This window comes from Paenibacillus sp. W2I17, assembly GCF_030815985.1.
Taxonomy (GTDB): domain Bacteria; phylum Bacillota; class Bacilli; order Paenibacillales; family Paenibacillaceae; genus Paenibacillus.
In genome coordinates, this window is sequence record NZ_JAUSXM010000001.1 from 1,528,183 (window position 1) to 1,546,434 (window position 18,252).

Below are 18,252 nucleotides of genomic sequence, written 5' to 3' on the forward strand. Positions count from 1 at the left end.
ATCACGACATGAATGTTATTAGACATTTATACACTTGCCCAAATCCCTGATATATTTTACATAACGAGGTCGCATAACAAAAACCTCCTGTCCACACTACCGTGAACAGGAGGTTTCTATAGTTATGATGTTCAATAATCAACTCAACGTAACACGTACCCTTGTGTAACAATCTTGTACCCAGATACCATCTGACTGTGCCCCTCCAACGTGTCCTTAACCCGTTCCAGCACATCGCTCTCATAAACGGAGGCAGTTTCGAATCCAATTTGCACGTTCAATTCAACGGGTTCGGAGTTCAGATTATACCAGCGAGCAATTAAATCTCCTGTTTCCTCTGCGATCTTCAGTGTGGAGAATGCCAGTGTCGAACCTTGCGAATTCCACGCTAACCATTGCTTCGATAGAGGTAATTCAACCTTCTGCCCATTAGCTCCGGCATGACCTTCTTGCTCAAATGTATACGCAAGTGCTCCTAGCTGCACAGTCGTCCACGGAATCGGATACGCATATGCAGACGCACATGCACCTGACTGTGCGGCATCGCCCGCAAATGGAATAATCGCATATTCCACACTTTTATGTCCCAGGCATTGGGCTTCCGGTGTTTCAAACACACCCCAATCTCCCAGTTCCGAAGAGGCACGCAGTAGCGTAACCGCAATCGTACTACCTTCTTCATGCTGTAAAATCTCGTATTCATTCAGCCCTTTGTTTGCAATCATCAAGCCATGGTCACCATCGGTCACATGTACAAATGCTTGCTGATGCTGCGCATTACTCGGATTCACCCATTCTTTTGCCGATGTATTGGAACGTCTGGCAATTTCAAAGATGGAATCTGCATAATGATCCTCTGTCACCAGTCCTGATGGAAAGAGTGCACGCAGTCGATGATCCTTGGCCTGATTGTTAAATTCAGACTTTACTTTGACCATATTACTGCCTGCTTCCAACGTATACGTTGTCGTAATCGCCAGCGGAACGGTGTTCTTAACTCGCTGTGCCTTCCGTTCTGTAAAAGGAACCATTTGGCGCTTCTCCAGCTCGAACAGTTCGTCTGCTTCAGCAGGAATATCCCAGCGTAATACACTTTCCATAACTGCCCGGTACGGAGACTGCTCCACAATCCGCAGGTCTGCCTTCAGATGCTCTGTGGTCAGCGTTGTCTCTCCCTCCGGTTGACGGTAGACATATTCATTACCAATATCACCGGTATTTTCATATGAATTCAATCCCCTGTATACAGCACCGGAGACCTTATCTTCAATCGTTGCCGTACCATTCTCTTCAACCGTCACTCGCAATTGACCGTTCTCCATCATCATTCCCTGAACCTCGATGACTTCGCACGTATCTGGCACTTCAACAGTCTCAGCAATCTCTGCTTGTTTCTCTACTGGAATGAGAGCATATGTCTTATAACCCAGCGAAGGTACATCCACCGCCTGGAAAGTCACTCTTACTTTACGAGCCATATAAGGCTGTCGGAAGCGATCCTTCGGAAGTTCATAGCCAAAATGTGCACCCAGATCCTTGATTTCTGCCGAATACATGTGTCCATCCGAATCGATCAGCTGATACGCTGGTAGTGTATCTTTTTCCACCTTCTGTGCAAGTGCCTGAGGGTTAGGACCCTCTGGGAAAAATGCTTTGTCCACAATCAGATCCATCTCAATGATTCCATTTCGATTCCATCCACTCGTGTTGAACACAGTGAACGGCACAGCTTCCTCTCCCCAAGTCTCAGCAGATTGCACATGAATGGACTCGGCAATCGCCTGCGCGCTCTGGGAAACCAATTTCTCTGCAAGCTGTCTGCTCTTGGCGAAGCGGGTCACCATCTCACGGTGAACCTCATCGACACTGCATCCGCAGATGCTATCATGTGGGTGGTTCTGCATCAGCATCTTCCATGCATGTGTCAACAGATGGTGCGGATAATCCTTTACCCCGGCTATATGCGCCATGGCAGCGAGTGGTTCGGCTACTTTTTCAAGCAACGTCTGCCCCTGCTGATTCATCTGTTTCAGATACACCCGGGCGGATGCCGTATTCACCAGTGTTCCCCAACCATCCGTGTGCTGACTGCGAAGCTCGCCCTCAATGCTCGCCAGATGCTCAGGCACTTCCTTCGTAACTGCCTCAATGTAATCGTCAAAATTGGAGTGAATAAATTCCACATCAGGATACAACGCAGCTGCTGTGCGTAAAGCCTCTGGCAGATCCGTCTGGATCGGCTGGTGATCACAACCATTCATGAACAACAGATGTGGAGTCGAGGCAAACTTCTCGGCATCCTCCAGATTTTTTATCCCAATATATTCGGGCTTTCTCCGGATCAACCGGAACTTCCATCCCATTACAGTACCAGTTCGCGAACAAAATGCCGAGCACTTCCGAACCATCCGGCGAACGCCAGATCATCTCGGAATAGGGAGATTCGTAACTGTCTGCATCAACCACCGCATTATTGAATCCGGTGGGCTTTACCCCACGCCCAAAGATCGCATTATGAATGTCCGCCTGTTGCAGGATCTGCGGTGCCTGTCCCATATTTCCGAACGAGTCTGGGAAGTATCCCGTCTTGGATATCACACCCAAAGGTCGAGCATCACGATGACCGATGAGCAGATTACGCAAGTTGGCCTCACTGCTAGTCAGAAACTCATCCTGTAACACATACCATGGACCAAAATGGATGCGTCCTTCGCGGATATAACGGTCGAGCCTCTCCTGTTGGTCGGGCCGAACCTGCAAATAATCTTCACGAATAATCGTCTGCCCATCCAGATGGAAATAGCGATATTCCGGGTCCTGATCGAGCGTATCCAGCAGTTTATCCATCAGCTCAATGAGCAGTACATGATGGTGTTCATAAGGCATATACCATTCGCGGTCCCAATGGGTATGCGAGATGAGATGTGCCGTCTTTTTGGTTGTCATGTTGCGTACCTCCTGTCATTAACCTTTGGTTGCTCCGCCCATGCTGAATCCTTTGGACATGTAACGCTGGGAGAAGATATATAGCACAACCGAAGGCATCGTATAAAGTAGTGAAAATGCAGCCAATCTACCGTATTCAACCATACCGTGGCTGCCAAAGAATTGATAAATTGTGACCGATGCCGGAAGTTTCTCCGGTGTCTGGAGCAGGATGTATGGCACGAAGAAGTTGCCCCAACTTCCCGAAAACGTAAATATCGCTATCGTTGCAATACCAGGCAACATCAATGGCGCCACGATTCGTCTCAAACTACTCCACACGGACGCTCCGTCAATCCATGCCGATTCTTCCAAATCGATTGGCACCGAATCCATGAAGTTTTTCATCATCCAGATGCCGTAAGGAAGTGAGGATGCAGTCAGGAACAGCATCGTGGCAATGATGCTATTTTGCATTTTGAAGAACAGAAACATTTGAAATACCGGAACCATCACGGCAGTAATCGGAAGAGCTGTCATGAACAAAATGGATAACAGAAAGCTTTTTTTGAATCTCATTTCATAACGGGATAAAGGATAAGCAGCAAGAACAGATACCAGTACAACCAATATCGCTTGCCCTCCCGACAGAATCAGGCCTACACCGAATGAACGAAGATTGCTCGAATCCCCGAGTACATCCTTGAAATTTTGAATGGTCCAGGTACTGGGCATTTTGATGCCCTGTTGCGCGTTCGGGTCAAATGAAGCCAGAATGATCCAGAGCAGCGGCAATAAAAAACAGAGCCCTAGAAAGACTAGAATCCCGTACTGGATTTTGCGTTGAAGCCCATGTTTGACCATAGGGATCGAACCTCCTTCATGGTTACACTTTCACTTTCATGGATCGCATGTAGAACAGGCTGGCGATAATACCGATGAACAACAGAACCAGAGATATGGCTGTGCCGTATCCAAACTGATAGTTCACAAAAGCCTGGTTGTACATGAAGATCGGTAAGGTTTGTGTTGAAGTACCCGGGCCACCACCGGTCATCGTATAGATCAGCGTGAACACACCCAGTGTCTGTAGGGTAACCAACATCATGTTGGTTACGATGGACCCTTTTACCATTGGAATCGTAATGTGTCTGACAATCTGGAACCCGGTGGCACTGTCAATAATCGCAGCTTCTTCAACTTCCTTCGGGATATCATCCAGTGCCGACTGATAGACCATCATCGAAAAGGCTGTGCCGTGCCAGATATTCGCGATAATGACACTCACCATAGGGAAACTGAACAACCAGGAGACTGGATTCGCTCCAAACCAGCCGAGGATCTGATTCAATGAACCATTGTCACTGAAAAAGGCAACCATACAGAATGCCACGACAATCTCGGGTGTCACCCAACCGGCAATGACGATGATCCCGATGACCCGGCGGAACGTCACATTTTTCTCTTTCATTAGAAGGGCCAGAATGAACCCAAGCAACACCTGACCAATCACTGCGGAGAAGATGAGAAAGACCAGCGTGCGCCAGACACTAATCCGGAAGTCCGGATCATGGAACATATTAATGAAATTCTGGAATCCAACGAACTCCAAACTCTTGGCTGCCGCACCGGTCAGAGCCATATTCGTAAAGGCAAAACAGATCGTCAGAATGATGGGAACAATGAAAAACACAAGTAATAACAGTACGGAAGGCATGAGAAACAGAAATGAACCTGGTGCTTTCCTTTTCATAAGTCACTCTCCATTCGAACCGGAAAAAGGGGAGATTGTGCCTCCCCCTCCGAATATATCGATATCCTTATTTCTCTTCGATGCTGTCAGCGCCAAGGGAACGGGATACGTTGTCCTTTAATTGCGTAACTCCCTCTTCCGGCGTCAGCTTGCCAGAGGCAATACTCTCAACAATGCTTTGCAATTGTGCGGATACCGCTGCATATTGATCGTTCGCTGGACGGAAGTGCGCCACATTCAAGAGTTCCTGTGCTTCTTTGGTATATGGACGCTCCGTATAACCTTCAACTTCTGTGGAATCATTACGTGGGCTGAGGCTGCCTTCCGCTACTACGCGTGCAGTCGCATTTTCCTTATTCATCAGAAACTCGATAAATTTCCAAGCTGCTTCCTTGTTCTTCGCCTGTGCAGGAACAGACCAGGCCCATCCTCCAGACATTGTAGTTGCTCCAGGTTCTTCCCCATTTTGTGTCGGGAATGGTGCAAAGCCTATTTTTTCTTCAACGTTGGCGATTGGAGCAGCACCGTTCTCGGCCCATGTCGAACCTGCCCAGCTACCATCTACAGCCATCGCCAGTTTGTCTTGCGGGAACTGTTGCTGGAATGCAATACTGCCAGCTTGTCCATTCAGGGCAACCTGCATGGTTGGACCTGTTTTATCCGTGTTAAACACTTGATCTATGAATTTGAAGGAATCCAGCAGCCCCGGGCTGTTAACGACCCATTTCTTGCTGGTGTCGTTATACAGCGTATCCGCCGTACCATACAGCAGCATTTCTAGCGTTTGCATGGTAACACCTTCACCGTTCGCTTTGCCCACGATCATATTAAGTGGCGTCACACCCGGCAGTTTTTGCTTGATGGTACGTGCTGCTTCGAGTACTTCTGCCCAGCTTGCAGGTTTGAACGGAACTTCAAGTCCCGCCTGTTGAAACAGTTCCTTGTTGTACCAGATTCCGCGTGTATCCGAAGTAGCCGGAACGCCGTATACCTTTCCGTCTTCACCTGTAACCCCCGCCTTCAGGTTGTCGATGATGTGTTCTTCCCAATCGGACCATCCCTGAACCTGTGTATCCAGCGGCTCCAGATATCCCGCAGCAGCATCGGATTTGATGATGGATGTATCTTCAGCAATGACATCTGGCGCCGTATCCGGGGATTTCATTTGCAGAACCATTTTGGACGTATAATCACCCTCACTTGCCAGTACAGGCGCAATGTTGATTTTGATATCCGGATTTTCTTTCTCGAATTGATCCACCAAACCTGATTGGAAAAACTTCGTAAGTGTATCTTCAGAGCCTGAAGAACGGAACGATACAGTTACTTCCTTCTTGCCGTCACTGGTTATGCCTGTGCTTGAGCTTCCGCCCGAACAGGCTGTAGTAAGAATGAGCAAGGATGTCATAACTGCTGCTACCGGCATTTTCAATGATATTTTTCTCATGATTCGCTCTCCTCTTGTCGGAATTCAACGAACTCCGAACGTTATGATGTACTCGCAGGTTATCTCTTGCTTCCCTATCTATTTCTGTACGCGGAATCCGCAATAATCCATAATCAGTTCACTAAAGAGCATGTTGGACCATGAAAACCATGGACGTGTATATTCATGTGGATTGTTGGCCGAAAAGCCTTCATGGGTCAGTCCGGTATCCGCATCCGTCTTATGGATGAGCTGAAGCAATCGTAGTTTTTCATTGCGATCCTCTGTAGTCAGCCCCTGCATCGATAAAGCGATATGCCAGATGTACCCTTCCGGTGTATGCGGACTCCCGATTCCTGCTGCTGCTGTTCCCTCATAAAAATACGGGTTGTGCGAGGAAAGAATGAAACGGCGTGTATTCTGATACACCTCGTCGTTCTCCTCTACATATCCGAGATAAGGTAAAGACAGCAGGCTCGGCACATTGGCATCATCCATCAGATTGTGATTTCCTTTCCCATCCGTTTCGTACGCATATATGGTTCCATATTCCGGATGTTCAACGGTGCCATAATCCTGAATACCTTTGTTGATCTCTTGCTCCAACTGCTTAGCAGTCGCTGCCAGCGTTTCATCCTCGAACACCGCTTCAGCAATTTCCTGAAGATATCGAAGCGCCACAACAGCGAACATATTGGATGGAATCAGATAACCATATTCACAACGATCGTCGCTGGGACGGAATCCCGACCAGGTCATGCCTGTATAGACTGTTTCAGTACCTCGTCCCTCTCGGGTGAGCGTATCGGTTTCGGGAGCATCCAGACGTTGGAACGTGTAGGGTGATTTCGTCTCATGATGTTGCTCCACTTGCCATAACTGCATGATGATCTGGGATGCTTTACGGAACGTATCATTGAATTGAGTTGTTCTTCCCGTGTTCTTCCACAAGAGATAACTGAGCTGAATCGGATAAGCCAGTGAGTCGATCTCATACTTCCGTTCCCAGATCCAATCATTCATCTGCGTCAGGTCTTCCTGATGTCCTTTTCCACTCTCCGTCTCATTAAAAGCGTTTGCATAAGGGTCCAGGAGAATATATTTCAGTTGACGTTCAACCAGTCCAGCGATCATGTCGGCAATATCTTCATCCTCTGAAGCGAGAAGCAGATAAGGTCTGACCTGAGCGGCAGAATCACGTAACCACATGGCAGGAATATCTCCCGTAATCACAAAAGTTGTTCCATCTTCTTTGCGCTGAATTGTAGTCGCCATCGTATTGGTAAAACAATTTTTGAACATTTGGTTGAGTTCCGGATGGTCCGGCATACGTTGCTTAACCTGATCAATCATGTCGTATATCGAGGGGGAAATTTCTTGATTATCTCTGGGTTTCAGCATGTTGTCCTCCTTATGTAATCCAGTTTATTAACCGCTTTCATCATCCTAAAACGAATATAATGTTATGTCAATATATTTATTTGTATATTAGCATGTTATTTTAATTTAAAGACACCAAATAATATACCATTTAAAGCAATTCTCCCCATTTTATCCGCACCAAAAAGAGGCCTCGTTTATACGAAGCCCCTGATTGAACACAATGAATATTAAGTTGTTATAATTAACCCTTTTGTTTCACCATACTCGTTGACTTACCCTTCACCAATCGGGCAGGTAAAACAACTCTGTTCACTGTCATTTCGTTGTTCTGCATACTTTGAAGCACCATCTCGAACGCCTGTTTTCCCATATCAAACTGGCTTTGTCTCATATGTGTTACACGGCTTCCTTCGGCAGCGTTTGGACTGTCAAAGCAAATGATGGACATATCTTCCGGGATCCTCAGACCAAGCCGATCCGCTGCCTGTTCTGCAAGTAAAGCAATATGATACTCCGCAGCAAAGAGTGCAGTAATCTGGGGGTATTTCTGTAAATGTTCCACCAATGTCTCCACATCACGTACCTCGACTTGAGGATCGAACACACTTGGCAGTGTCGAAAGAAAAGATTCTAACCACAGTTCCCTGTTCACCAGCACCCCTTGATCGTGATGAGACTCAATGATTCCTTCAATTCGTTCTTCAATCGGTGTAGTGTTCGCCGGAGGCTGCGTCAGAAAAGCGATATGTCGGTGACCTAGATCGAACAAATAATTCATCCCTTCTCGCGCCGCGCCTACATTATCCGTACTGACAGATGAAGCCGGAATTCCTTTCAAGTACCGGTCAATCAGGACAAATGGGAATTTGTTAACGACCAGTTTAAGAATCTCATCGCTGAAATATTCACCCTGTGCCGGGAAAATAATCAATCCATCCACACCCAGTTCCAGCAGTTCCTGAATGCTCTGTTCCTCCTGCTCGGGAATCCCGAAGGAACGTCTAAGTACGAGAAAACAATCATGCTCTCGCGAAGCTTCTTCCATACCATATAACAGTTCTGTACCATACATATCACTGAAATTAGTAATGACCAGACCAATGAGCAGCTTCTTCTCTGGATCTTTAACCGAAGCACGCGGAGCAGGTCTGTTAGGTCTTTCCTGTAACATATCTGCTGTGTCGGCTACAAAGGAACCCCGTCCCGGCTGACGAACAATTAATTGTTCACTCGCCAGCATCTCAAGTGCTTTTTTAGTTGTAATCCGGCTCACTCCGAATTCATCACATAATTCCTTCTCCGAAGGAACACGCTCACCCACTTGATATTGATGAAGCTGTATCCGTTCGCGCAAGGATTCAAAGATCTGTTCATACATCGGCTTGGATGCCGAATCTTTCCCCAATACAAGCACCTCCATAAATACCCATACTTCTCATGTTCTACATCCTAATATATCATGTTATATCATTAATGTGAAGAAAGAGGCAACTCACCTGCTGTCATATGAGAGCAAAAGAAAAAGCATCCCAATAGATGCATCAGTAATCTTAGGCGTCAGATGTGAATCGAGATACAACAAAAAGCCGACAAGCCCTGATACCTTGGCTTATCGGCTTCTTGCTTAGATGGTCAAAATGTAGTAATCATCCATATCATACTTCGAATAATTAAGGTTGCAGACCCTCAGCGGACGGTGGACTCACTTCCGTTCCATTCTCTTCAGGGCTCGAATCTGGTTCTGGAACGGATTGTTCTTGTGCTGCGCTGACGAACAATCGTCCAGCTGCTTCCGACTCTACTTTGTTGCCTGCTGCATCCTGAGCACGAATCACAATGACTCCACCCTCAAGAACAAGGGATGAAGGTGTTGTGTACGTACCTGTGTAACGACCAGGTTCAGTCTCCACCAATGGAACCTCTCCTGCCCCCTGGGCATTCAGATTCAGCGGTAACTGAATACGGAAAGATGCTTGCAGACCAGGTTTACTGTCAAATGAAACGGTAACACTCTCCCCTGATGTGATTCGAACATCCTCAGCCGGAGTAATATTCGTAAGTTCTGGCAACGCCGTTTCCACATAGACGGTGCGGGTTACCGTTGTTTTGTTGCCAGCGAGATCGGTTGCTGTAATGGTAATCGTGTTCTCGCCTTCGTTAACCAATACGCGATGACTGAAACTTCTGTCTTTGCCCACTTGTACGGTTTGTCCGTTAACAGTCAACTTATCGAGGAATTGTTCCACGACATTACCCGTTACGTGAACAACTTCCGCATTGATGCGATCTCCTTGAGTTGGCGTAACAATGGTCAACTGCGGTTTGGTCTGATCCAGAATAATGACGACGGGGAGTGAGCGGTCGGTCGTTTTCCCGTCCACCACTGCCTCGGCAGTAATCGCATTAATGCCAGAACGGAGTTTCACACCGTATGAGAACTTCCCATTTGCCACCGTTGTAGTGCCAGCGAGATCTTTGCCGTTGTAAAACTTGATCTGAGCGCCGGATGCCGGAGACGTTCCCGACACAGTGAAGGTTGATTGATTCGTATACGTGTTCGCAGGTGCTGTGAGCACAGGTGCATTGACCGGATATCTCACAACTGCACGAATCATGTAGTTACCTTCTTCATCAGGTGAAGTGCTCCACGCTCCACCTACTCGCTGCCAGCTTCGACCTGCATTTGGACCATCCTCATCGGTAGCGAGTCCCGGAGCGCTAGTTCCAGCTAAACTCTGTACATACACGATATAGAAATCACCCGTTACAATGACCGGTTCCGGGAATTCAACAGTTGTCCATTGATCGTTACGAAGTGCAGTACCGTCAAATGGTCCAGCCAGTTGTCGTCCCGGAGCTCCGCCCGCACCCGAAGCATCATATACGGCATATTGGAACGCTGTGCCTCCAGGTACAGGCCATTCGGTGTTCCAGAATCGGAACGATGCACCTGTCAGTTGAGCGGTCTCCAGCTCTGGTGTCATTCGAACTGCCCAAGCATTATCCGCAGCATTAAAAGCTCGTGCGTTCTCTGCTGTTCCATCATCATAAGCAATTTCTCCAGGGAAACCGATGAACGGCTTCAAGGCAACATTCGCCTCTGCCGTACCATTACCAGGTACAGTCACAGTGACGGTTTTACTGTAATAATCAGCCGCCCGGATGGATAGAGTGTAGCTTCCTTCTAATACCTGAATCACGAAGCTGCCATCTGAACCTGTGCGAACTTCACCTACATTGGCATCTTCGACCACGAGAACGGAAGCATCAGCCAGTGGTTGTCCTGTCCGCTCATCCGTTACTACACCTTCAATCTGCCCATGCGGAATTGCCTCCAGATTAAAGTTGGCTTTGGCTCCACCGCCATCGGTGATCGTTACCTGCTGAGTTCGAGGATAATATCCATATGCCTCAGCTTTTAACGTGTAATCACCTGCTACGTGTGTGAAGCTATACTTGCCTGTAGCTGAATCTGTCTTCACCGAACGTCCGGTTTCCAGTACGGTAACCGTTGCACTTGCAGGCAGGCTTTGTGGATTAACCGAACCTGTTTCTGGTTTTTCAACTTCCGGTTGTTGCTGTTTCGTTTTGTTAAATTCCGCTTTGTCAGTCCGCGAAATTTTGTACCATGGATTATCATAGGACGGTTTTGGTTTGTCATTGTTAAGCACAACCGCACTATCCTCCGTTACCGTCTCCGCAGCAACTCCCAGTACACGGAAATCATCAATGAACCAGCCTGTCTTCACAACACTGTTATCTGAGGTCAGGCGGAACCGGAATTGAACTTCATTACCGGTAAGTGCATCCAGATCATAAAATACGGGTGTCCATTGTTTACCGTTTGTACTATGTGAGAATTTGCCCAGTTCTGACCATGTGGTTCCACCATCCTTGGTGACTTCCACATACCCGTAGTCGTATCCACTCTCAATCTCGTACCAATGATTAAACGTGAGCGTTCCTTCGGACACATCCGTCAAATCAATGACCGGAGATACGAGTGAATAGTTGGAGCCACTCTCGTACGTATTGTCGAGATCAGTCGCCCAGACATTCGGTGGAGAAAACGCGCTGGCAGGTCCCGTTACCGGAATGCCGCGTTCCCACTCATCTTTGGTTCCTGAATGAGTCCAGCCATTATCATCACTGCCATCGAAATGATCAATGTAGATATCCTGAGGCACCTCTACTGTAATGGAGACCTCGTTCGATTTGTCACTTTCATTGCCACTATAATCAAGTGCGGCAACGGTATAGTAATACGTCGAATCTGTCACCGTAGCCGTATCTGTAAACGTTGTTCCTGTTGCAGTTCCAATGGATTCATAACCTGCACCTGCGGTTGTGGAGCGATATACGATATAGGATTCGAGATCCTCATCGCTCGGACCCGTCCAGCTCAAGGCTACATTACCAAGAATATCGGCCGTCGCAGACAATCCGGCAGGAGCGCCCGGAGCAATCTCATCCAGTTCTTCTACAGCGAAATCATCAATGTACCAGCCAGCCTTTTGCAATGAATTATCGCTCGTCAGATTGAACTTGATGAACACCTGCTGTCCCGCGTATTCGCGAAGATCCACATATTGTGTCTTCCAATTGCCACCTGTACCCGTGAAGGTTAACAGCTCTTCGAACACATAATCGCTATCCTCGGAAGCGATGTATACCTTGCCGAAGTCGATGTTATTCTCCAAGTCATACCAGTGCTTGAAGGATAACAATGCCCCTTCGGGACTCTCGGTGAGATCAATTGGCGGCGCAAGCAGATAAGCATTGCTATTCGCCACATAAGTTCCTTGCAGATTGGTTGCAATTACCTTGTCACCAGAGTATGCACTTCCAGGACCACTGCTTGGTGCTCCCCAAACCCAAGTACTTCCGGTTCCGCCAGTCGTGAAGCCCAGCTGATCTTCTTCAAAATTCTGAAGATATCCAGGCTGAACACCATTGGACACAGACACTTTATATACCTGACTTTCGAATCCGTTGTTGCCGTAATCATTCACGCGGATATAATACTCCACACCTTGCGGTTCAATAAGAAAAGCAGGGATTGTCGCTGTATACGTCCCATCTTTGTTATCTCCAGCAATTCGATTCATCGGCAGATAGACGTACTGGTCGGTGCCTGTCGTTTTGGCAAAAGCCTCGACGGAGACTACCGCGACGTTATCTGTCACATGAGCGGTTAATGGTATATCAATGCCTGTAAAGGCTGAATTGACAGGGGTATGTGCCAGTACTGGCTCTTCCAGATCATCTCCGGCTGTAACCACTCTGCCGGATACCGTGCCAATTCCTTCGAGTACAGAACCCACAGCATCAAGGGCATTAATAATGCCATGACCGTAGCCGTTATTAGGAGATGTCGGATACTGACTATCTGTTCTCGGCGTGGCTGTATCTGTAATGATCTGCTCCAGCTGATCCACCGTAAGGGAATGATTGGCCTGAAGCAGCAGTGCAGCAAGCGCAGTTGTATGCGGACCTGCCATGGACGTTCCGTTCCAGCCTCCCTCATATACACCGCCCGGAACTGCTGAACGGATATTCACACCAGGGGCAGATACTTCCGGTTTGATCTCCCCATATGGAGATGGACCCAGCAGCGAGAAGGAAGCCAGGTTACCATTTATATCTGTGGCTCCCGTGGCAAAACTTTCAGGGTAATTCGCAGGGTTCGCAACAGAGCCGGGACCACCCGGATTCGTCAGTCTTACATTACCTGCGGAGAACTCGGGAAAGATCTGCGCGTCACGCCAAGCTTGGACCATAGGACGGAACCATTCATCCAATCCTGCGCCTCCGCCCCACGAGTTGTTAACGACATCCGGTGCAAGTTCAGGATGCAGATTACCTTCCGCATCCACCGGAGCGATCAACCATTGTCCACCATCGAGAATAATGGCATCTGTTGTTTCCGGATTGAATATCCGTACACCAATCCACTTCGCACCGGGAGCAACCCCGATCTGGTTGGTACCATCTGCTTCGGAGCCAACCATCGTACCCATCGTGTGAGTACCATGTCCGTCTTCGTCCGCAGGAAGTGAAGCATTACTGTGTGGATCATACCAGCTTAGTTCGGGATCAACGATATTGCCCGAAGCATCCAGTCCCCGCCATTTGCTGCGAAGCGCCGGGTGGGTATAATCTACACCACTGTCCAGATTGGCAACAACAATCCCTGTTCCATCGATGCCCCGATCCCACACGGCTGGTGCATTGATGTAATCCAGGTTCCATTCCACGTTTTCTGTCGCAAGCTTGTCCTTGGCAGCAGGCTCCTTGTCTTTGACTCCGACTGAAGAGTCTTTAGCTGGCGTTTGGACAGCATCTTTGCCTGATTCCGCATTCGCCGGTTCTTTACTCACTTCGGCTTTCTGTAAGTATCGTGTCTCATTTGGTAGAATCTTCTCCACCTCAGGCAGCAGCGCAATCTGTTCCATGACTTCTTTGGTACTCGTTACTGCCAATGAATTGACAATAAAATAGCTTTTATATTCTTTGACCTTACCCAGGTCAACTTCCTTTTCCAGATAAGTTTCCAATGGATATTGTGTACGCGAGGCCGTTTCTCGCAGAGAGCTGACGACCGAATTACGAACGGACAGCTTTGTGGCTGAAGCCGTTTGTTTGGCGATGGTCGCCTTTTCAAGGGCCTGTTTGGAGACTGCTGCTGTATCCACCTGTTCCTTCATTTTCACCAGATAGGTAACATATTCACTACCCTCAAATTCTTGGGTCAACTTGGCGTTAACTTTGGACTCCGTAACTTTGGCAAGTCCAGATTTCATATCCAATTTGGATGATGTGGAGTTTTCAGCTGAAACCGGATGAATGATCGAAAATGCAAGGAGAAGCGAGAGCCCCATGGAGATGGGCTTGCGTAACCGATTAATCTTTATCAAACTTTTCCACTCCTTTTACCCGGTTTTTTAATTTAGTCTGGTACATATGCCCTTCTCTGCAGAATAAAACGTTAAAATACCTTTATTGCGGACAAACAGATATCCTGGATTTCACATAAAGCCTCACCTCCTTTACAGGTCTGGTTAGGGATCAATATGAGTCAGAAGAGATAACAGATCAGTCTATGTTTTTTACTTGGAAGTTTAGGAGATTGAATGAATCGGATTAAACCATGTGAGTGAATAGTTTGGGTGTTTGAATAATGCAATGAGAGTGAATGTCTGTAAGCATTCATGTGGAAGGGTAATCTGGAGCGTTAGCAGAACGCTTGCTAAGGAGTGGTGGTGGATATGACTTTCGATCGTGATTCGAGTGAGTAGTTAAACATTTTAATTACATATAATAGACGATTAGGAATTTAATTGGATTTTATTGGTATAGTATAAAATCATTATTCGATATATACAAGCACTTTATTGAAAAATATAGAAAATAAGTCTATTTAATGCTTTTATGTGTCTCATGTCGCTTACACATTTCAGCTTATTTTTCGTATTCCTGCATGTTTTTGATGAATAATAGTTTGTAGTAGTTCTATATAACCAAGACCTGATACTCAAAATTTCAAATCAAGAAAAAGAACGACATGAGAACTCTCATGTCGTTCATCTCAAAATTTATATCTCATCATGTAATGTTCACGCCGCCACTTGCATAGCCAACAACGGTATTCACAAGACTAAGTCCAGTTGCCGTTGCGGAGAATACAAGCAGAAGACGTGTCTGTGCAGTCACAGGTATAGCCAATCCGGTTGTTATGCCATTGGAGATACTACCCAATGCAATAATACCGGTGAGTGGAGGTGCCAGTGTAACGACCGCCCCCGGAACCGCAGTAAATGCATTATTCGGAGTAGGTGAACTGAATAATTGCGCAGTGATGGTCACCGTTGAACCAACTAAGGCCAAGGCTGCTGTGGTACTGAAATAGGCAGCAATGGAAGTTATAACGCCATCTCGTGGAACAGAGAACGCAAAGTTAATGAGTGGTCCGACAATCGTTCCCGTTAAATCAATGGTGCCACCCAGAATGCTGACTCCTGTTGCCGAGCTGCCGAAACCGATAAGGCTTGTCGTTCCGACCAGTCCACCAAGAACCGTTGTTAATATGGCAGGTCCGCCAGAAGCAAACGGTATGATGGCGCCCGAACCCGTAGCTCCTGTAACACCAGTGCTGCCAGTTACTCCCGCAATCCCAGCTGCCCCGGTAGCCCCGGTGACTCCGGTGGCTCCTGCTACGCCAGGATCACCTGTTGCTCCTGTAACGCCAGCTGCCCCAACAGCTCCAGTGCTCCCCGTTGCACCTGTCGCTCCTGTTGCGCCACCTGCTGGGCCTGCCGCACCCGTTGCTCCGGTAACACCTGTTGCACCTGCTGGTCCCTGGGCACCAGCAGCTCCCGGTGTACCAGCTGGACCTACACCACCCTGAGAACCAGCAGCGCCAGCCGGGCCTTGTGGACCAGGTACGCCCTGAGGACCCGCTGGTCCTGCAGGTCCTGCCGGACCTTGACTCCCTATGTTTCTAAGCCCTGTTGTGATAGCCAATTCGGTCGCCCGGATCAAAATGACCAGTTGATCTTTCTGAGCCGAATCGATATTCCCCTGTAAAATGACAGATAGGAGCACATCCAGCAATTGCTGCAAATTGGTTCCCACACTGATCGGAGAAAATGGAACGGCCTCTGCAGATACAATGGTAAGCTCCAAGACCGCTTCGAGATCTGCCTTGGTTCCCTTTTTCAAATCCGAATGATGAACCAAAGCCAGTAATTTACGCAGTACCTCAATCAGAAGTGAAACATTGTGAGGCGTGGGATTGGCAAAAACCTGTACAATTGCTCCCTTCAACTCACCAATTAATTTGAGAAGCAATTCGGCTTCTTTGTCAAAACACTTATGATGGTGGGTATTGTGGTGATGATTGTGGTGGTTATGATGGTGCTCGTGGTGGTGTTCTTTGTGCTGCTCTTGGGGATGGTCACAGTCCTCAGCTTTTTTTTTCTTAAATCCGCTCCAACCATATCTGATGCGTTTCTTTGGTTTCATCTTTTTTGCAGATCCTCCTTAGTGAGTCTCAATCATTCCATTACAGGCGAACATCACTGGTTTGATGATATCAGTATATTAGCAAGAAAGAATTTCGTGATTATTATATGAGTAGTAGCCCAACCAAAAGAGCGCTATCCGATGAGTACAATACTCCTGGATGCGCCCTTTTTATATTTACAGTATTTAATTTATCTTTGTTGATTAGTCCAATTTAATTTTGAAAACAATAGGCGCATTACTTTTCACAGTTGTCGTTGTGATCATCAGTGCGTCCGCTGTTCTCTCCCATTGCGGTTGTTCTTCATAGCCAAGTACCTGAATATCTTGAATGACCCCTTGAAAATGGTGAGAATTTTCCTTCAGGGATTTAATCTGCACCACCCCGTTATCTGGATAGGCAAGAACCGTGGCATACAGACTGCTTTCTTTTAACGTAAACCGTATATCTTCACTCGTAAATATCTTCGTATCCCCATCCGTGAATTGCCCTTCCTTCACCTCTGTCGGACCCTCGCCAAACGTACGCCAGAATGACGTGTCATAGATCGCTTCCCCATTCACTTCCAGCCACTTGCCAATGCTCAGCAAAATGTCACGATCTTCTTCCGGTATACTGCCGTCTGCTTTGGGTCCAATGTTCAGCAGTAAATTTCCGTTTTTGCTTACAATATCGACGAGATCCCGAATGATCTCCTCAGCCGTTTTATAGTTATTATTTTCCGTATAACACCATGAGTTTTTAGCGACAGCTGTATCCGTTTGCCAAAAATAGGGCTTAAGCTCAGCGAACTGTCCCCGCTCCACATCCGGAACGGCACTACCAAACATGTAGGCCTCATGTTTATAATTGATAGCTACAGGCACGCCCCACTCTTCGCCTTTGTTATAATAATAGGCAGCAAATTTTTTAAGATAGGGTTTGAACGCAACCGTTTGAATCCACCAATCGAAATAAAAGACCTTTGGCTGATATTGATCGACCAGTTCACAGCAGCGAATCAACCAGTCCTCCAGATACTCCTCGGTTGGAGGTGAGTCATACAAGTCGAAGTGATCCTTAGGTTCAGGCATGGCAGGCCAATAGAAATCCCCACGCTCCAGGGGTTCCTTAATATCTGAATCAAACTCCTTCCCGTGAGACATGAAGAACCAGTGCTCGGCGCGGTGAGACGACACACATAAGGTCAGCCCCTGCTTCTCGTATGCAACCTTCATCTCACCCAGAAGATCCCGTTTGGGGCCCATTTCATATGTGTTATAGTGAGAGATAGAGCTTTTGTACATCTGAAAACCATCATGGTGCTCAGCCACAGGCATAACATATCTCGCTCCAGCCTGTTTGAATAACGTTGCCCATTCGTCTGCATCGAACTTCTCTGCACGAAACATCGGAATGAAGTCTTTATATCCAAAGTCCTTATGAGGTCCATATACCTCAAGGTGATGTTCATAAGCTTTGGTGCCTTGTATGTACATATTTCGCGAATACCATTCGCTATCATAGGCCGGTACAGAATATAGCCCCCAGTGAATGAATATGCCGAATTTCGCTTTTGGGTACCATTCAGGAACTTGGAAGGCGCTAAGCGAACTCCAGTTGTCCTTGAATTTACCGCTCTCAATCGTTGCTTCAATATGTTGCAAATATTCGTTTTTGTCCATGAGATGTTCTCATCCCTTCTGTTATTGTCTGTAGTTGTATTGTAGTGCTACGGCCGAAAGATAGACATGCAGAACA

General features: G+C 47.2%; 8 protein-coding genes and 1 pseudogene. All 9 read right to left on the bottom strand.

Annotated elements, in window-relative coordinates:
* Positions 1 to 143: 143 nt before the first annotated feature.
* Positions 144 to 2,946: pseudogene (locus QF041_RS06685) on the bottom strand (alpha-mannosidase).
* Positions 2,947 to 2,964: 18 nt separating this feature from the next.
* Positions 2,965 to 3,789, bottom strand: coding sequence for a carbohydrate ABC transporter permease (locus QF041_RS06695; protein WP_036608291.1), 825 nt, complete (start codon positions 3,787 to 3,789; stop codon positions 2,965 to 2,967).
* A 22-nt stretch (positions 3,790 to 3,811) separates the two neighbouring features.
* The gene (locus QF041_RS06700) at positions 3,812 to 4,678 is read right to left on the bottom strand and encodes a carbohydrate ABC transporter permease (RefSeq protein WP_036608294.1); all 867 of its coding nucleotides are present in this window, start codon (positions 4,676 to 4,678) and stop codon (positions 3,812 to 3,814) included.
* A 67-nt stretch (positions 4,679 to 4,745) separates the two neighbouring features.
* Positions 4,746 to 6,125: an extracellular solute-binding protein gene (locus QF041_RS06705; RefSeq protein WP_307413071.1), complete on the bottom strand. Its 1,380-nt coding sequence runs from the start codon at positions 6,123 to 6,125 to the stop codon at positions 4,746 to 4,748.
* Positions 6,126 to 6,203: 78 nt separating this feature from the next.
* Positions 6,204 to 7,505 (bottom strand): glycoside hydrolase family 125 protein, encoded by a 1,302-nt coding sequence (locus QF041_RS06710; RefSeq protein ID WP_307413073.1) that lies wholly within the window; start codon positions 7,503 to 7,505, stop codon positions 6,204 to 6,206.
* A 223-nt stretch (positions 7,506 to 7,728) separates the two neighbouring features.
* Positions 7,729 to 8,901: a GntR family transcriptional regulator gene (locus QF041_RS06715; protein ID WP_307416911.1), complete on the bottom strand. Its 1,173-nt coding sequence runs from the start codon at positions 8,899 to 8,901 to the stop codon at positions 7,729 to 7,731.
* A 256-nt stretch (positions 8,902 to 9,157) separates the two neighbouring features.
* Positions 9,158 to 14,404 carry a S8 family peptidase gene (locus QF041_RS06720; RefSeq protein WP_307413075.1) on the bottom strand — a complete coding sequence of 1,749 codons (5,247 nt, stop codon included), beginning with the start codon at positions 14,402 to 14,404 and terminating at the stop codon, positions 9,158 to 9,160.
* 688 nt (positions 14,405 to 15,092) lie between these two features.
* The gene (locus QF041_RS06725) at positions 15,093 to 16,511 is read right to left on the bottom strand and encodes an exosporium glycoprotein BclB-related protein (protein ID WP_307413077.1); all 1,419 of its coding nucleotides are present in this window, start codon (positions 16,509 to 16,511) and stop codon (positions 15,093 to 15,095) included.
* A gap of 204 nt (positions 16,512 to 16,715) precedes the next feature.
* Complete coding sequence (locus QF041_RS06730; protein WP_307413079.1) at positions 16,716 to 18,176, bottom strand: alpha-L-fucosidase; 1,461 nt, start codon at positions 18,174 to 18,176, stop codon at positions 16,716 to 16,718.
* Between the last annotated feature and the right edge of the window lie 76 nt (positions 18,177 to 18,252).

Coding starts and splice junctions, on each gene's coding strand:
- QF041_RS06695 (WP_036608291.1), bottom strand. CDS start 3,789: ATGGTCAAACATGGGCTTCAACGCAAAATCCAGTACGGGATTCTAGTC.
- QF041_RS06700 (WP_036608294.1), bottom strand. CDS start 4,678: ATGAAAAGGAAAGCACCAGGTTCATTTCTGTTTCTCATGCCTTCCGTA.
- QF041_RS06705 (WP_307413071.1), bottom strand. CDS start 6,125: ATGAGAAAAATATCATTGAAAATGCCGGTAGCAGCAGTTATGACATCC.
- QF041_RS06710 (WP_307413073.1), bottom strand. CDS start 7,505: ATGCTGAAACCCAGAGATAATCAAGAAATTTCCCCCTCGATATACGAC.
- QF041_RS06725 (WP_307413077.1), bottom strand. CDS start 16,511: ATGAAACCAAAGAAACGCATCAGATATGGTTGGAGCGGATTTAAGAAA.
- QF041_RS06730 (WP_307413079.1), bottom strand. CDS start 18,176: ATGGACAAAAACGAATATTTGCAACATATTGAAGCAACGATTGAGAGC.